Source organism: Rhodococcus sp. AG1013, assembly GCF_003350365.1.
Lineage (GTDB): Bacteria > Actinomycetota > Actinomycetes > Mycobacteriales > Mycobacteriaceae > Prescottella.
This window is the reverse complement of record NZ_QQAT01000003.1, coordinates 421,688-438,089: the sequence shown is the minus strand read 5'-3', so window position 1 is coordinate 438,089 and position 16,402 is coordinate 421,688. Positions and strand designations below refer to the sequence as shown.

At 68.4% G+C, this 16,402-nt stretch carries 15 protein-coding genes; 3 read left to right on the top strand and 12 right to left on the bottom strand.

Going from position 1 to position 16,402, the window contains the following annotated elements:
• Positions 1–82: 82 nt before the first annotated feature.
• The 10 genes from DEU38_RS06985 to DEU38_RS06940 form a co-directional block, all read right to left on the bottom strand.
• The gene (locus DEU38_RS06985) at positions 83–439 is read right to left on the bottom strand and encodes a hypothetical protein (protein ID WP_114719363.1); all 357 of its coding nucleotides are present in this window, start codon (positions 437–439) and stop codon (positions 83–85) included.
• A 126-nt stretch (positions 440–565) separates the two neighbouring features.
• Positions 566–1,030: an Hsp20/alpha crystallin family protein gene (locus tag DEU38_RS06980; RefSeq protein ID WP_114719362.1), complete on the bottom strand. Its 465-nt coding sequence runs from the start codon at positions 1,028–1,030 to the stop codon at positions 566–568.
• Between the two features lie 135 nt (positions 1,031–1,165).
• Positions 1,166–1,918, bottom strand: a complete 753-nt coding sequence (locus DEU38_RS06975; RefSeq protein ID WP_114719361.1) for a succinate dehydrogenase/fumarate reductase iron-sulfur subunit — start codon at positions 1,916–1,918, stop codon at positions 1,166–1,168.
• A 1-nt stretch (position 1,919) separates the two neighbouring features.
• Positions 1,920–3,851, bottom strand: a complete 1,932-nt coding sequence (locus DEU38_RS06970; protein WP_114719360.1) for a fumarate reductase/succinate dehydrogenase flavoprotein subunit — start codon at positions 3,849–3,851, stop codon at positions 1,920–1,922.
• A 43-nt stretch (positions 3,852–3,894) separates the two neighbouring features.
• Positions 3,895–4,698 (bottom strand): hypothetical protein, encoded by an 804-nt coding sequence (locus DEU38_RS06965; RefSeq protein WP_258557664.1) that lies wholly within the window; start codon positions 4,696–4,698, stop codon positions 3,895–3,897.
• Between the two features lie 11 nt (positions 4,699–4,709).
• The gene (locus DEU38_RS06960; RefSeq protein ID WP_114719358.1) at positions 4,710–4,994 is read right to left on the bottom strand and encodes a hypothetical protein; all 285 of its coding nucleotides are present in this window, start codon (positions 4,992–4,994) and stop codon (positions 4,710–4,712) included.
• Positions 4,995–5,137: 143 nt separating this feature from the next.
• Positions 5,138–6,037, bottom strand: coding sequence for a bifunctional 2-polyprenyl-6-hydroxyphenol methylase/3-demethylubiquinol 3-O-methyltransferase UbiG (locus DEU38_RS06955; protein ID WP_114719357.1), 900 nt, complete (start codon positions 6,035–6,037; stop codon positions 5,138–5,140).
• Positions 6,038–6,146: 109 nt separating this feature from the next.
• The gene (gene bioD / locus DEU38_RS06950) at positions 6,147–6,836 is read right to left on the bottom strand and encodes a dethiobiotin synthase (protein WP_114719356.1); all 690 of its coding nucleotides are present in this window, start codon (positions 6,834–6,836) and stop codon (positions 6,147–6,149) included.
• Entirely contained in the window at positions 6,833–7,999 is a 1,167-nt protein-coding gene (locus tag DEU38_RS06945; protein ID WP_114719355.1) for an 8-amino-7-oxononanoate synthase, read from the bottom strand. The genes bioD and DEU38_RS06945 overlap by 4 nt, the downstream gene beginning before the upstream one ends.
• Positions 8,000–8,036: 37 nt before the next feature.
• Positions 8,037–9,311, bottom strand: a complete 1,275-nt coding sequence (locus DEU38_RS06940) for an adenosylmethionine--8-amino-7-oxononanoate transaminase (protein ID WP_397484385.1) — start codon at positions 9,309–9,311, stop codon at positions 8,037–8,039.
• 135 nt (positions 9,312–9,446) lie between these two features.
• On the opposite strand from DEU38_RS06940, the gene DEU38_RS06935 reads away from it, so the two are divergent.
• Positions 9,447–11,519 (top strand): acyltransferase family protein, encoded by a 2,073-nt coding sequence (locus DEU38_RS06935; RefSeq protein ID WP_114719354.1) that lies wholly within the window; start codon positions 9,447–9,449, stop codon positions 11,517–11,519.
• 19 nt (positions 11,520–11,538) lie between these two features.
• On the opposite strand, the gene DEU38_RS06930 is transcribed toward DEU38_RS06935, so the two are convergent.
• A complete protein-coding gene (locus DEU38_RS06930) occupies positions 11,539–12,786 on the bottom strand; it encodes a cytochrome P450 (RefSeq protein WP_114719353.1) in 1,248 nt (415 codons plus the stop codon).
• Between the two features lie 197 nt (positions 12,787–12,983).
• Positions 12,984–14,195, bottom strand: a complete 1,212-nt coding sequence (locus tag DEU38_RS06925; RefSeq protein WP_114719352.1) for a CdaR family transcriptional regulator — start codon at positions 14,193–14,195, stop codon at positions 12,984–12,986.
• Between the two features lie 183 nt (positions 14,196–14,378).
• Here DEU38_RS06925 and DEU38_RS06920 point away from each other — a divergent pair, with 183 nt between their 5' ends.
• Both DEU38_RS06920 and DEU38_RS06915 read left to right on the top strand, forming a co-directional pair.
• Entirely contained in the window at positions 14,379–15,419 is a 1,041-nt protein-coding gene (locus tag DEU38_RS06920) for an NAD(P)-dependent alcohol dehydrogenase (protein WP_114719351.1), read from the top strand.
• A 365-nt stretch (positions 15,420–15,784) separates the two neighbouring features.
• Positions 15,785–16,324: a chloride channel protein gene (locus DEU38_RS06915; RefSeq protein ID WP_258557663.1), complete on the top strand. Its 540-nt coding sequence runs from the start codon at positions 15,785–15,787 to the stop codon at positions 16,322–16,324.
• The last annotated feature ends 78 nt before the right edge of the window (positions 16,325–16,402 follow it).

Here is a 16,402-nt window from a genome sequence, read left to right as displayed (position 1 = left end):
CGTCGATGTTCGTCATTGCAACAACGATACGTCGGTCCGCCGCGACGGAGCGAGTGACGATTTCGTGTCGATCCCGGTCAACTCACCACTGCGGTCCCGCAACCACCAGGAACACGACGCCGACCGTCACACCCAACGCCCCGCTGAGGGCTCCGAACAACGCCTCGAGCGACTTCGGTTCGTCGTCCTCGACATCCACGGCACGGGACGCGGCCACACCGGTGACGATCGCACCGATACCGAGCAGGATGCCCAGACCGAACGTCCAGAATGTGATGACGGACAGGGCCCCGAGCGCGAGCGACGTGTCGCTGCCCGCTCGGCGCAGGACCGCCCCGACGGACGCGAGCGGCGATGCGGGACGGCGTTCAGGCCGGGAATCGGGGGCGGGAGTGGGCTCGGGAGCGGAATCGGGCGAACGGTCAGCGACGACGGACATGGTGGAGCGGTACTTTCTCGAGCGAAGGACAGAGGTTGCGAGGTGCGTGGGGACCGCAGACCTAATCGGTACGGGAACCGTGCCCCGTACCGATTCGCGCCGACGGTGGTGCAGGTGCCGTCGGCCCTAGGTGTCTCCCGTCCTGTCGCCCGCCCCCGCCTCGATGGTCCGTGGAGTGTCGGATCCCAGGCGGGTGACCTCGATCCGTCGTGGCTTCGCGCGCTCGGCAACCGGGATCATGACCGTGAGGACACCATTTTCGTAACTGGCAGAGACCTTTTCGGCATCCACGTCGTCGCCGAGAGAGAGCTGACGACGGTACGTTCCGCTGAACCGCTCGGACGCGAGCCACTGGACGTTCTCCTCCGAGGGCGCGCTGCGGTGCGCCGTGAGGGTCATCGTCCCGTTCTCGATGTTGACGTCGACCGAGCCGGGATCGACACCGGGCAGGTCTGCATGGAGGACGTAGTGATCGTCGACTCGGTAGAGGTCCATCGGCATGAACCGCGGTACGCGCGTGCTACCCATCGGGTTGGAGAGAAGGCTTCGAGTCAGTGCATCAATATCCGAAAAGGGATCGAAGCGCAGCACAGCAACACACCTCCTGAGCATCTCCGGTGCCCGCCACCCGACGGGCAGCCGATCAACTGTGCATTACCAAAATTAGCACTCCCACCCGATGAGTGCCAATCGTTTGTTCGGTCGATCGCAACAGGGCCCGGAGGGCTACTTCCCTCGCCGAAACAGCTTGTTACCCAGCCACACCACAGGGTCGTACCGCTTGTCGGCGACGCGCTCCTTCATCGGGATCAGCGCGTTGTCGGTGATGTGGATGTTCTCCGGACACACATCGGTGCAGCATTTGGTGATGTTGCACAGCCCCAGCCCGAACTCGGACTGGGCGGCGTCGCGGCGATCCGCGGTGTCGAGGGGGTGCATCTCGAGCTCGGCGATCCGCATCAGGTAGCGCGGGCCGGCGAACGCCTCCTTGTTCTCCTCGTGGTCCCGCACGACATGACACGTGTTCTGACACAGGAAGCACTCGATGCACTTGCGGAACTCCTGAGACCGCTCGACGTCCACCTGCTTCATCCGGTACTCGCCCGGCGCCAGACCGGGCGGCGGCGTGAACGACGGGATCTCGCGCGCCTTGGTGTAGTTGAACGACACGTCGGTGACGAGATCGCGGATGACGGGGAAGGAACGCATCGGGGTGACGGTCACGACCTCGTTCTCGCCGAACGTCGACATCCGGGTCATGCACATCAGCCGTGGTTGACCGTTGATCTCCGCCGAGCACGACCCGCACTTGCCGGCCTTGCAGTTCCAGCGCACCGCCAGATCCGAGGACTGCGTCGCCTGGATGCGGTGGATGATGTCGAGGACCACCTCGCCCTCGTTGACCTCCACCGTGTAGTCGCACAGGTCCCCGCCCGACGCGTCGCCGCGCCACACCCGGAACTTCGCGTCGTAGCCCATGTCAGGTCGCCCTTCCCGGATGCCCTTCGAGCTCGGCATCCGTGTAGTACTTCCCCAGCTCGTCGATCTCGAAGAGCGCCAACAGATCCGGACGCATCGGCGTCTGCTCCTCGCGCGTGACGATCACGTCGGGGATCGCGACGTCGTCGCCGAGTGCCGGATCGCCGGGCACCGTGCTGCAGACCAGCAGTGTCGACCGCCACTGCGGGTCCATCGACGGGTAGTCGTCGCGCGTGTGCCCGCCGCGACTCTCGGTCCGCATGAGGGCGGCGCGCGCGACGCACTCGCTCACCAGCACCATGTTCAGCAGATCCAACGCCAGGTGCCACCCCGGGTTGAACTGGCGGTGGCCCTCGACCGTCACCCCACCGACGCGAGACTTGATGTCGTCGAGCCTCGCGACTGCCCGCTCCACCTCCTCCTCGTTGCGAATGATGCCGACCAGGTCGTTCATGGTCTGCTGCAACTCGGTGTGCAGGGTGTAGGGGTTCTCCCCGACCCCCTCCGCGGGCGGGTCGAACGGCGCGAGGGCCGCGGCCGCCGCGGCCACGACATCCGATTCGGTGACCGCAGGACGGGTCTCGAGGGACTGGACGTAGTCGGCCGCCCCGAGCCCGGCGCGCCGACCGAAGACCAGCAGGTCCGACAGCGAGTTTCCGCCGAGCCGGTTCGATCCGTGCATGCCCCCGGAGCATTCTCCGGCAGCGAAAAGGCCGGGCACCGTGGATGATCCGGTATCGGGATCGACTTCGATGCCGCCCATCACGTAGTGGCAGGTGGGACCGACCTCCATCTGCTCCTTCGTGATGTCGACGTCGGCGAGTTCCTTGAACTGATGGTGCATCGACGGCAGCCGCCGCACGATCTCGTCCGCCGGCATCCGGGACGCGATGTCGAGGTACACCCCACCGTGTGGGGTGGACCGTCCGGCCTTGACCTCGGAGTTGATCGCCCGCGCCACCTCGTCACGCGGCAGCAGGTCGGGTGTACGACGGTTGTTGTCCGGATCGTCGTACCACTTGTCGGCCTCCTCAGCGGTCTCCGCGTACTGACCTTTGAACACCGCGGGGATGTAGGAGAACATGAACCGCTCGCCGTCCGAGTTCTTCAGCACCCCGCCGTCGCCGCGGACGCCCTCGGTGACGAGGATGCCCTTCACGCTGGGCGGCCACACCATGCCCGTCGGGTGGAACTGGACGAACTCCATGTTGATCAGGTTCGCCCCGGCCCGCAGCGCCAACGCGTGGCCGTCGCCGGTGTACTCCCACGAGTTGGACGTGACCTTGAACGACTTGCCGATTCCGCCGGTCGCCATGACGATCGCGGGGGCGTCGAACAGCACGAACCGCCCCGACTCGCGCCAGTACCCGAAGGCGCCGGCGATCCGGTCGCCGTCCTTGAGGAGTTCGGTGATCGTGCACTCCGCGAAGACCTTCACGCGCGCCTCGTAGTCGCCGGTCTCCGCGAAGTCCTCCTGCTGCAACGAGACGATCTTCTGCTGCATCGTGCGGATCAGTTCGAGCCCGGTGCGGTCCCCCACGTGCGCCAGGCGCGGATAGGTGTGCCCACCGAAGTTGCGCTGGCTGATCCGGCCGTCCGGGGTGCGGTCGAACAACGCGCCGTAGGTCTCGAGTTCCCACACCCGATCCGGCGCCTCCCGCGCATGCAGTTCGGCCATCCGCCAGTTGTTGAGGAACTTGCCGCCACGCATGGTGTCGCCGAAGTGGACCTGCCAACTGTCCTTGGAGTTCGCGTTGCCCATCGCGGCGGCGCAGCCGCCCTCCGCCATCACGGTGTGAGCCTTCCCGAACAGCGACTTGCACACCACGGCCACCGACAGGCCCCGTTCGCGCGCCTCGATGACCGCCCGCAGCCCGGCGCCGCCGGCGCCGATCACCACCACGTCGTACTTGTGCCGCTCCACCTCTGCCACGAATTCCCCCTCCAGCTGGAATCGCTCGTGCCCGTCGAGCCCGTCAGTTGATGAGACGCAGGTCGGAGATGGTGCCGCTCGCGACCAGCATGATGTAGAAGTCGGTGATGATCAGGGTCGCCAGCGTGGTCCACGCCAACTGCATGTGGCGGGTGTTGAGCTTGCTCACCCACGTCCACAGCCGATAGCGGACCGGGTGTGCCGAGAAGTGCTTGAGCCGGCCGCCGGTGACGTGGCGGCACGAGTGGCACGACAGCGTGTACGCCCACAGCAGGATCACGTTGACCGTGATGATCAGGCTGCCCAGGCCGAGGCCGAAGCTGCCGTTGGGGCCCTCGTACGCCCGCACCGCGTCGTACGTGTTGACCAGTGACACCACCAACGCGACGTAGAAGAAGTAGCGGTGGGCGTTCTGCACGATCAACGGCAGCCGCGTCTCCCCGGTGTAGGTGGCGTGGGGCTCGGCCACCGCGCAGGCAGGCGGCGCCAACCAGATCGACCGATAGTAGGCCTTGCGGTAGTAGTAGCAGGTGAGACGGAAACCGAGCAGGAACGGCAGCACCAGGAAGCCGAGCGGAATCCACATCGGCAGCTCGCCGACCCAGGTGCCGAAATGACTCGCACCCGGCACACACGACTCGCTGATGCACGGCGAGTAGAACGGCGTCAGGTAGTGGTAGTCGTCCACCCAGTACGCGGTCCGCACGAACGAGCGGACCGTCGCGTACACGACGAAGACCGCGAGCCCGAGCGTCGTGAGCAGCGGCGCCAGCCACCACCGGTCGGTGCGCAACGTGCGCGCACCGATGTCCGCCCGAGCCGGCGATGGTGCACCGATCTCGGTCACGCGGGGCGCCCTCACGCGTTCTCGTGCGGGTTGCCGCCAAGGCCTTCGTCGTCGGCCCCCTGCCACAGCGAACGGTCGTAGGGCGTGTCCGGCACCTGTACACGCTCGGTGCCCGCCCCGACCGTGGGCCGCGGAGGCGATTCGGTGAGGTCGTGGGCGTCGATGTCGAGACGATCGACGTCGTTGGCCAGCCGGCGCACGGCCGACGCGTCGCCGTAGACGTCACGCAGCGACCCGACGCACTCCCGCAGATGGCCGATCGTGCGCTGCAGATCCATCACTTCGGTGGTGGTCATCGGTACCTCCGAGAAGCTTCGAAAAGCACTGTTCGAATCCTCGGCCGATCGGAGCGGTACCAGGGCTGTCGGTCCGCCGCCCGATCTGCCTTCTCGATGTGATGGCACTCACAGTACGTGAAGCGTCGCCGTGTCGCCGCGAATTACCCCGACGGCACCGGGCCGTCGGAATTCCCCAGCACAGCGGGGCGCCTGGCCACGACAGCGAAGTTGAGAGGAATCCGCGGCGCTCCGGGTCGCAGCTCCCACCCGCGCCGACACGGGACGAGATCGTCGAACGCGGGCCAGTCCATGTACGGCAGCTCGACCAGGGATTCGATCGTCAAGCCGGCCTCCAGGAGGGAGCCGACGACTTCGCCGAGGTCGTGGCGCCACTCGTAGTTCGTCACATGCGCGATCTGCCCGGCCGAATCCTCGGTGTACGTTCCCGAGTCGTCGTAGGTGCGGTGACCACCCCCGCCGAGATAGTCGTCGACGATCTCCCACGGCTCGTGGTCCATCGACCCGAGAATCGGATGGTCGTCGCGAATCATGAACACGCCTCCCGGTTCGAGGAGGTCGTGGATCGACTGGGCCCACGTCGCCAATTCCGGCAGCCACACGATCGTGCCGGCACTCGTGACGACGGTTGCGAACCGGCGGTCGATCAGGGTCGATGCATACCGGGCGTCGCCTTCCACCCAGCGGATGTCACGCCCGTCGGCGGCCGCGATCCGCGCCGCGTGGTCCAACGAGTTCGGCGACAGATCGAGTCCGTGCACGTCCACGGCGCCGAGCCGCGCCCACGAGATCGTGTCGGTGCCGATGTGACACTGCAGGTGCAGCAGACTGCGGCCGCGCACCCCCGAGTCCGGCAGGTGGGGCGCAAGCACCGAAAGATCGTTCACAACGACTTGCGAGATCGTCCCCGGATCGGCGAGGAAGCCCTCGACGTCGTACATCTTCGATCGCGCGTGGACGTCCGCCCGGTCGTTCCAGTTCGCCCGGTTGGCGGCGATGGCCTCCGTGGCCTCTGTGGCCTCTGTGGTCTCTGTGGTCTGCACGACCCGTCCTCCCGTATGCGTACGCGTATGTCGACTCGACCGTGTCTAGCACGGACATATGCGTCCGGCGCAGCGATTTTCTGCGCCTCGGGCCGTCGGATCGGGTTGTTCAGCCGATCGAGGCGGCGAGCCATTCGGGGTCGAACCAGCCCGGCGCGGCACTCGCGAATCGAGCCTCGTCGAGACGCCCACTCCCCTCCGGGATGCGCCCGACCAGCGCGGCCCCCGTCACGTTCGGCAGATCCTCGAGATTGCAGCGCATCGCGAGATCGGGTTCGACGGGCCACGATCCGACGACGAAGCCCGAGCACTTCACGCCCGCCGCGGCCAGCGATTCGGCCGTCAACGCACAGTGGTTGAGCGTGCCCAATCCGGGCGCAGCCACCACGACGACAGGCGCATCCAGGTCGGCGGCGACGTCGCGCACCGTGAAGCCGTCCGCGCCCAGACGCACCAGCAGTCCCCCGGCGCCCTCGACGATCGTCACGTCGTACGTGGCATCCAGTTCGCGCACGACGGCCACGACATCGGACCGGGTGAGCATCGGCATGCCACTGCGCCGGGCCGCCGTGTCCGGGGCGAGCGGTTCGGGATACCGGGCGAGTTCGACCGTCGCCGTCACACCGCTCAGCCGCGTGACCTCCGCCAGATCGCCCGGCTCGTCCGCCGTGACACCCGTCTGCGCCGGCTTGCACACCGCGACCGATCGGCCTGCTGCCCGAAGCGCGGCCACGAGCGCCGCGGTGACGATCGTCTTGCCGACGTCCGTCGAGGTACCGGACACAACGAGCACGCTCACGCCGATACTCCCACGCGATTGCCCGAAAGCACCTCGGCGAGAATACTTTCGATCCGTTCCATCTCGTCGGCATCGATCGTCGCGCGCGCGGTCAGGCGCAGCCGCGACGTGCCCTCGGGCACCGACGGCGGTCGGAAACAGCCCACGTGCAGCCCCCGTTCCCGGCACGCGACCGCTGCGGTGAACGCCACCTCCGGATCCCCGAGGATCACCGAGACCACGGCCGATGCCGGATCTGTTACCCCGGTGATGCGCGCCAGGTCGCGGGCCCGGTCGAGCACCGCGGACGCGCGCTCCGGCTCCCGGATCAGCACGGCCAGCGCGGCACGTGCGGCCCCGACCGCGGCGGGCGCGAGGCCGGTGTCGAAGATGAACGTGCGCGCCGTGTCGACCAGGTGTGCACGCACCTTCTCCGACGCCAGCACCACGCCGCCCTGGCTGGCCAGCGACTTCGACAGGGTCGCCGTGACCACGACGTCGGGCTCCCCCGCCAGTCCGACCTCGTGGACGAGGCCGCGGCCGCCCGACCCGCGGACGCCGAGCCCGTGGGCCTCGTCGACCAGCAGCACCGCGCCGTGCTCGCGGCACACACGGTGCATCGCGGCGAGCGGCGCAAGGTCGCCGTCCGCGCTGAAAACCGAGTCGGTGAGCACCAGCGCGCGTTCCTCGGCGCGTTCGGCCAGCGCGCGGCGGAGGAACTCGATGTCGGCGTGCGGTGCCACCACGACCCGGGAGCGGGACAACCGGCACGCGTCGACCAGCGAGGCATGGCAGCCCGCATCGGACACGATCAGCGCGCCGGGACCCGAGAGTGCCGTGACGGCACCGAGATTCGCGGCGTAGCCGCTCGCGAAGACCAGGCCGGCCTCGGCGCCGACGAACTCGGCGAGTTCACGTTCGAGCAGTTCGTGATCCGACGTCGTGCCCGTCACCAGCCGCGATCCGGTCGCGCCACCGCCCCAGCGACGGACCGCGTCGACGGCGCCGTCGATCACCTCGGGGTGCCGGACGAGACCCAGGTAGTCGTTGGAGGCGAGGTCGATCACCGAGTCGGACGCGCCGCGTGCCCGCAGCTCGCGACGCAGACCGGCCGCCCGCCGATCACGTTCGACGTCGTCCAGCCAGCTCAGCGCATTGCCCTCGGTACCCACCCGAAGCACGATACAAGCCCACTTGAACAGCGTTCAAGTGGGCTTGCGGTCAGGCCGCCTGGCTTCGCGCGGCCGCCACCATGCCGGTGGTGAGCCGGTCCAGATCCTCGGCGGTACAGATGTAGGGCGGCATCGCGTAGATCAGATTCCGGAACGGGCGCAGCCACACCCCCGCCCCGACAGCGGCGTCGGTCGCGGTCTGCATGTCGACCGGTTCGGCCAACTCGATCACCCCGATGCCGCCGAGCACCCGGACGTCGACGACACCGGGAATGTCCCGCGCGGGTGCCAGCCCGCGTTCGAGCCCCTCGTTCAGCGCCGCGACCTCGGCCCGCCAGTCGCGCGAGAGCAGCAACTCCACCGCCGCGACCGCGACCGCACAGGCCATCGGGTTCCCCATGAACGTCGGGCCGTGCATGATCCCGCCGCCCTCGCCTGCGCTGATCGTCTCGGCCACCTCGGTGGTGCACAGCGTCGCGGCGAGCGTGAGATAGCCGCCGGTGAGGGCCTTGCCGACACACATCACGTCGGGCGCGATCCCCGCGTGGTCGGCGGCGAACAGCTCGCCGGTGCGACCGAATCCGGTGGCGATCTCGTCGAACACCAGCAGCAGATCGTGCTCGTCGCACATGCGGCGCAACTCGCGGAGGTAGTGCGGGTGGTGGAACCGCATGCCCCCCGCCCCCTGCACGACGGGCTCGACGATGATCGCCGCCAACTCGTCGCGGTGTTCGATCACGAGCCGCTCGAACTCCGCGACGTACGCGGCGTCGTACTCGCGCGGCGGCGCGGGCGCGAACACCTGCCGGGCCAGCACGTCCGTCCACATCGAGTGCATGCCCCCGTCCGGGTCGCACACGCTCATCGGCGCGAACGTGTCCCCGTGGTAGCCGCCCCGCCACGTCAGCAGCCGGTGCTTCTCCGGTCGCCCCTGGGCGCGCCAGTACTGCAGGCACATCTTCACGGCGACCTCCACCGACACCGAGCCGGAGTCGGCGAGGAACACCTTCTCCAGACCGGCGGGTGTGATCTCGACCAGCAACTCCGCGAGACGTGCGGCCGGCGCGTGGGTGAGCCCGCCGAACATGACATGACTCATCCGGCCGAGCTGATCGGTGACCGCGGCATCGAGGACCGGATTGCGATACCCGTGCACCGCGGACCACCACGAGCTCATACCGTCGACCAGTTCGGTGCCGTCCGCGAGGGTGAGGCGAGCGCCCTCCGCGGACTCGACGACCAGGGGGGCCGTCGACGCGGGAAACGCCCCGTAGGGATGCCACAGGTGTTCGGTGTCGATCGCGACGATCCGCTCGGAAGACATGCGCAAGGAGTTCACGGCGCTCGACTGTATGTGCTCGGGCGCGACGGTCGACGCGGCAGGTATTTTGGGGACGTCGCCGCCGCGACCGTTCCGCAGCAATCCGGGATTCCTCCCGCGCCGCCTCGAAAGGATCGCGTGTCAGTCCGCTCCACCGCCCCGACCCTCGGTGGCCCCTCGGGCTCCGAAAGCCGCATTCGCCCAGTTCACCGCCGTGATCTCGACGGTCTCCGCGGCCTCGCGATCGGGCTGGTGGTCGTCTACCACGTGTGGTTCGGACGGGTCTCCGGCGGCGTCGACATCTTCCTGGCGCTGTCCGGGTTCTTCTTCGTCGGGTCGCTGCTGCGGGTCGCTGAGGGTCCGTCTCGACTCGATCCACGCCCCGTCGTGGGGCGAATCACTCGACGACTCGGACCGCCTCTCGTCGTGGTGCTCGCGGCGACGGTCGCGTTCACCGTCTGGGTCCATCCGGCTACGTTGTGGTTCGACATCGCGCGGCAGACGACCGCCTCGCTGACGTTCCTCCAGAACTGGCACCTCGCCGACACCGCGAGCGACTACCTGGCCGCCGACCCGTCGGTGAGCCCGTTGCAGCACCTGTGGTCGATCTCCGTGCAGGGCCAGTTCTACCTCGCCGCGATCGTTGTCGTGTTCGCGGTCGCGTGGCTGTTGCGGGCCCGCGGGTTGCCCGTCCGCGGGCCGCTCGCGGTCGTCCTCGCGGCCCTGGCCGCCGCGTCCCTGATCTATGCGACGACCAGTGAACTGCCGCAGACGTGGCTGTATTACGACACCGCCGCGCGGATGTGGGAACTGCTCGCCGGCGGTGTGCTGGCGTGCGTCGCACCGTGGATCCGGGTGCCGCGCGGGTGGCGGATCGCGCTGTCCGTCACCGGCCTGGCGATCGTTCTCGGCTGCGGCATGGTGCTCGACGGACGCAGCGAGTTCCCCGGACCGTGGGCGCTGGTCCCGGTCGGCGCCGCGCTCGCCTTCATCGTCGCGGGCGCGCAACCGGCGGACGATGCTCGCGCGAATCCGGTCTCGAACCTGCTCACCTCGCGGCCGCTGCTACGTCTCGGCACCGTCGCGTACGCGCTGTACCTGTGGCACTGGCCGATCCTCATCGGCTATCTGGTGATCGCCGATCGCCCGTCGGCGAGCGTCGCCGGCGGGGCCATCGTGATCGCGGTGTCGCTGGTCCTCGCGGAACTGACGACCCGACTGGTCGAGACCCCGATCCGTAGGACCGCCGATCGCGGAGTGGCACGGTCGGCGCTCGTCGCGGCCGTCGCGGCGCTCGCGGTGATCGTGGGTGCCGCATCGGTGACCTGGACCGACTTCGTCGACCGCCGGACAACGCAATGGGCCCAGCAGGGACCACTCGATCCGGTCACCTACCCGGGTGCGGCCGCGCTCACGTCCGGCGCCGACGTCGTGACGGCGCGCGAGCAGCCGTCCCGGTTCGTCGCGCACGCCGACCTGCCGCCGACCACGGGCGACGGATGCATGTCGCAGTCCGGCCAGATCGAGGCCCTCACCTGCACGTACGGCGACGTCGATGCCGAGCGGAGTATCGCGGTGATCGGTGGATCGCACGCCGAGCACTGGATTCCGGCCCTGGACATCCTGGCCCGGGAGCACCGTTTCCGTCTGGAAACGTTCCTGAAGGTGGGCTGCCCCGCCCTGTTGCCCGTCGGCCCCGACTACCCGATCGGCGAGTGCGAGGAGTGGACGTTCGGGGTGGTCGACGCCCTCACGGAGATGCGCCCCGACTACGTCTTCAGCACCTCGACCCGGCCCCGCCCCGGCGAGCCCGGCGACTACACCCCTGAGACGTACGTCGCGCTCTGGCAGGAACTGGCGACCCGGGATCTGCCCGTGATCGCGCTGCGCGACACGCCATGGCTCGAGGAGGACGGCGTCAGCTACCGGGCGGCGGACTGCCTCGCCCGGCGTGGGGGCAACGCAGACTCGTGCGGCATCGACCGTGCGGAGGTCCTCGAGCCCGTCGACCCGGCGCAGGCCGCCGCGGCGTACCTGCCGACCGTCCAGCTACTCGACCTGTCCGACGCCGTGTGCAGGACCGACCGATGCCGCGTGGTCGAGGGCAACATCCTGGTCTACCGCGACGACGACCACCTGACCGCGACCTACGTGCGCACCCTCGCGCCCGAACTGGGCAACCGCCTCGGCCCCGCCACCGGGTGGTGGTGACGGGGCCGCGGGCGCGGGCTCAGTGCGCCACCGGGCACTTACCGGCGTAGTCCACCTGGAGTTCCTTGATCCCGTTGATCCACCCGGACCGCAGCCGCCGCGGGTCACCGAGTTTGGTGATGTCCGGCATGTGGTCGGCGATCGCGTTGAACATCAACTCGATCTCCATGCGCGCCAGGTTCGCCCCGATGCAATAGTGCGCCCCGGTGCCACCGAAGCTCAGGTGGTCGTTGTCGGCTCGCGTGATGTCGAACTGCATGGGGTTCTCGAACACGTCCTCGTCGAAGTTGGCGGACGAGTAGAACATGACGACACGGTCGCCCTTGCGGATCTGCTGACCACCGAGTTCGGTGTCGGACAACGCGGTTCGCTGGAATCCGACGACCGGCGTGGCCCAGCGGATGATCTCGTCGACCGCCGTGGCCGGACGCTCCCGCCGGTACAACTCCCACTGGTCGGGGTTGTCCATGAACGCCATGATCCCGTGCGTGATCGCGTTGCGCGTGGTCTCGTTGCCCGCGACCGCGAGCAGCAGCACGAAGAACCCGAATTCCTCGGAAGCCAGGGCGTCGCCGTCGATGTCGGCCTCGACGAGCGTGGTGACGATGTCCTGCGCGGGACACTTGCGCCTCTCCTCCGCCATCGCATACGAGTAGGCGAGAATCTCCGCGGACGCCGTCGCCGATTCCTGCGCGAACTCGGGATCGTCGTAGCCCATCATCTGGTTCGACCAGTCGAAGATCTTGTGGCGGTCCTCCTGCGGCACACCGATCAACTCCGCGATGGCCTGCAGGGGCAGCTCGCATGCGACCTGTTCGACGAAGTCGCCGGCGCCGGCGGCGACCGCCTGCTGGACGATCTGTTCCGCCCGCGCCTTCAACGCCGGACGCAGACTCTGGACGGCACGCGGGGTGAAACCACGAGCGATGATCTTGCGGAGCTTGGTGTGATCGGGCGCATCCTTGTTGATCAACAGGTGCCGCATCATCTCGACGGTCTCGCGGGGCATGTCGTCGCCGAAGCGGGCGATCGCCGTGTTCTCCCACGTCGAGAACACCTCGCCGTTGCGCGAGACCTCCTTGACGTCGGCGTGCCGGGACACCGCCCAGTAGCCGGCGTCTGGGTACCCGCCCTTCGTCGGTGACTGCTCCACCCACCAGACCGGAGCCGACTTCCGGAGTGCCGCGAACTCCTCGATCGGCAACCGGGTCTCGTACACATCGGGGTCCGTGAAGTCGAATCCTTCGGGGATGCCGGGAACCGCCACGTCGTACTCCTTCGCTCGGGGATATCGCCGACCACGTCTTCCGTCGTCGTGACGATCGTCACACGGAAGGGTGCGATCTCGCTTGGCCGATCTGCCCAGTCCAGCGCGGACCTTTTGTGCGACCCGCACATCCCGACATTTGTGCGACCCGCACATCCCGACACTTGTGCGACCCGCACATCCCGGCGCACCGCGGGTCAGCCCCCGAAGGTGTCGAAGCAAGCCAACGCCAGTTCGAGTTCGAGGTGCCGCCCCGTCAGATCGCGCCCGAGCGTGGCCTCCACCTGCTGGATCCGGTACCGCACCGTGTTCTTGTGGACACCGAGCCTGCGGGCCGCGGCTTCATGGTTACCGCGGCAGGCCAACACTTCGCGCAGCGTGTCCCGGAGACGCTCCGCGGTGGCATCCTCACCCCGCAGGCCCCCGAGTTCCCGCTCGACGAGTGCCCGCATCGACTCCGGATCCGCCGACAGCATCGACACCACCTCGACGTCGCGATACCGCGTGACGGTCGCACGACGGCGACCGGACTCGGCGATCCGTTGCGCCGCAATCGCTTCCCGGTGGCTGCGACGGAATCCGTCGATCCCGGCGGCCGGCTCGCCCAGCGCGAGCCGCACCCCCTTCGGCACCGACAGCGGATCGACCGTCCACGGATCAGCGTCACCGTCGTCGGTGGCGATCCACGCCCACACCCCGTGCGCCCCGGAGGGCACCGACAGACTGCGACGTGCCCCGGCCAGACGCGCCACGACCGATTCGAGGGATCCACCGGACGATGTGGATTCATCCGCCCACAGCACGACCGCGATGTGCGCCCGCTGCAGCGGATACCCGAGCCTGGCCGACGCCTGCGTCTGGTCTCCGCCGCCGTCGAGGATCTCCCGCACCGCCGTCACCCGGTACGCGAACGCGCCCTGCAGCAGACGTTCCCGCTCCTGCGCGTAGGTGACCGCAAGCTCGTCGAGCATGGAGTTGAGCAGTTCACCGGTCTGCGACCACATCGTGGTGAGCACCTGGATCTTGAAGTCGGGGTCCAACGACTCCTGCTCTATCAGCGCGGACGTGAAGCCCAGCATCGCGCGGTGGCCGGCGTGGTAGATCCGCGAGAGCACCCGCAGCTCCAGACCCCGCTGCGCGACGGTACGCGCCAGTGCGTGCGTCTCCTCCGACACCGCGGCCGCGGCCGGGCCGTCCGCCAACGGCCCACTGGCCTCGAGGAACGCTCCGAACTGACTGCGGATCGCCGACCGCAGATCCCGCTCCAATTCCGCGTCCGACGCCAACTCCGGCACATCCGCAGCGAACGACTCCTCCAAGTAGGCGAGGAAGGCGCTCAGATGCTCTCGTGTCAGCGTCGTGGTGATGTAGTCCCGCAACCACAAATCGGCACGCGTGTCCTTGCCCACGCGCCCACCTCCCCTGTTCGCGGCGCACCGTCGGCGCCATTGTGTATCGAACGGACCATCGGCGCCGGCAGTTCCTCGAGACCCGCCGAGGATTCGTCGGCGACCGAGGCGAGCCTCGCGCGGTAGTGGAATGCTCGACAGGCAAGGCGAGTTCTCCTCGAACGATCGACGAAGGAGCGCGGTATGCGAGCAATTCAGTACACCCGGATCGGCGGCGAACCCGAACTGGTCGACATCCCGAAACCCGAGCCGGGGCCGGGCGAGGTGCTTCTCGAGATCACCGCCGCCGGTGTGTGTCATTCCGACGAGTTCATCATGAGTCTGCCGACGGAACAGTTCGGCTACGACCTGCCGCTGACGCTCGGCCACGAGGGCGCCGGTCGCGTGGCCGCCGTCGGCGCCGGTGTCACCGATCTCGACGTCGGCACCAACGTGGTGGTCTACGGCCCATGGGGCTGCGGCCGCTGCTGGCACTGCGCTCAAGGACTCGAGAACTATTGTTCGCGTGCAACGGAACTCGGTATCCACCCGCCCGGTCTCGGAGCACCCGGCGCCATCGCGGAGTTCATGGTGGTGGACTCGCCTCGGCACCTCGTACCGATCGGAGACCTCGACCCGGTCGCGACCGTCCCTCTCACCGATGCGGGTCTGACCCCGTATCACGCCATCAAACGGTCGCTGGGCAAGCTCAGGGCAGGATCGTCCGCGGTGGTGATCGGTACCGGTGGACTGGGCCATGTCGCGATCCAGCTGCTCCGCCATCTGTCCCCGGCTCGCGTGATCGCACTCGACGTCAACGACGAGAAGTTGCAGTTCGCCCGTGAGGTCGGAGCCCACGAAGCGGTGTTGTCCGACGCCGACGCCGCGGCGAACGTCCGGAAGATCACCGGCCCCGCCGGCGCGGCTTTAGTCCTCGACTTCGTCGCCGTCCAGCCGACTCTCGACGTCGCCACCGCGGTCGCCGGCGTCGGATCGGACGTCACGATCGTCGGACTCGGCGACGGCAAGGCCACCGCCCGCGTCGGCTTCTTCACCGGCGCATTCGAGACCAATGTGTCAGCGCCGTACTGGGGCTCGCGCAGCGAACTGATCGAGCTCATCGACCTCGCGCACCAGGGCGTCCTCGACATCGCTGTGGAGCGCTTCAGCCTGGACGACGGCGTCGAGGCCTACCGCCGCCTCGCCGCGGGCACGTTGCGGGGACGGGCGGTCATCGTGCCGTGACCGGTGCCAGCGATCTCCTGCCGGTGCCGGCGCTGCTCGGCTACCTGTTACGCGAGAGCCTGCGAACACCCCCACCCACGCCGTAGCGTTGGGCGTGGCCGCCGCCGTCATCCCGATCGCGATGGTGATCGTCACCGATCGAGTCACCGATCTCCTCTACACCTGGATCCCGGATCTCGTCGGGTTCGACGGATATGCCCGGTGGTGGATCTTCGCCGTGCTCACCGGGATCGGGCTCCTGGTCGGGCTCCTGGTCGGGCTCCTGGTGTGGAAGCTTCCGGGTCACGGCGGACCCGATCCGGCGACAGCCGGACTGGTCGGCCCCCCGATCCCGCTCCGCTCGCTCCCCTCGCTGGCGCTGGTGGGTGGCACTCGCCCTCGGCGCGGGTGTGAGCCTGGGTCCGGAGAATCCGCTGATCGCGATCAATGTCGCGGGGGCGGCGTGGATCCTGGCGCGGCTGTGGCCGACCGTGCCGACGAAACGGGTGGTGTGGCTGACGACGTCCGCGACGATCGGAGTGCTGTTCGGGACCCCGCTGGCGGGGCCGTTGGCGTTCGTCGAACTCGCCGGGCGGTGCCCGAAAGGCGAACTGTGGGAAAACATGTTCGCCCCGCTCGTCGCGGCCGGGGCGGGGACGGCGACGATGTTCCTCCTCGATCGCCCGATGCTCATCCTCGACGTGCCCGAGTACCGTTGGCCGACGTTGGGCGCGGTGCTGGGCGCGCTGGTCGTGGCGGTCCGCAGTTGCTGGCTGGGCCTGTTCATCGGGGCGACGATGGTGGCATCGTTCGGGGTGATCCTGGTGCTGTGTGTGGCGGTGCTCCCGGTATGGCTGTTGACGGTCCACCGCGGCCAACTGGTGGTGGGACCCAACACCGGACCGCTCGAGAAACACGCCGGCTGATGCTTTGTCAGAGTCATCTTCCGAGTGAGAGGTGCCGCGGCCGCCGATCTCCGGGGTTGTTGTGCTGCATGTTCTCAA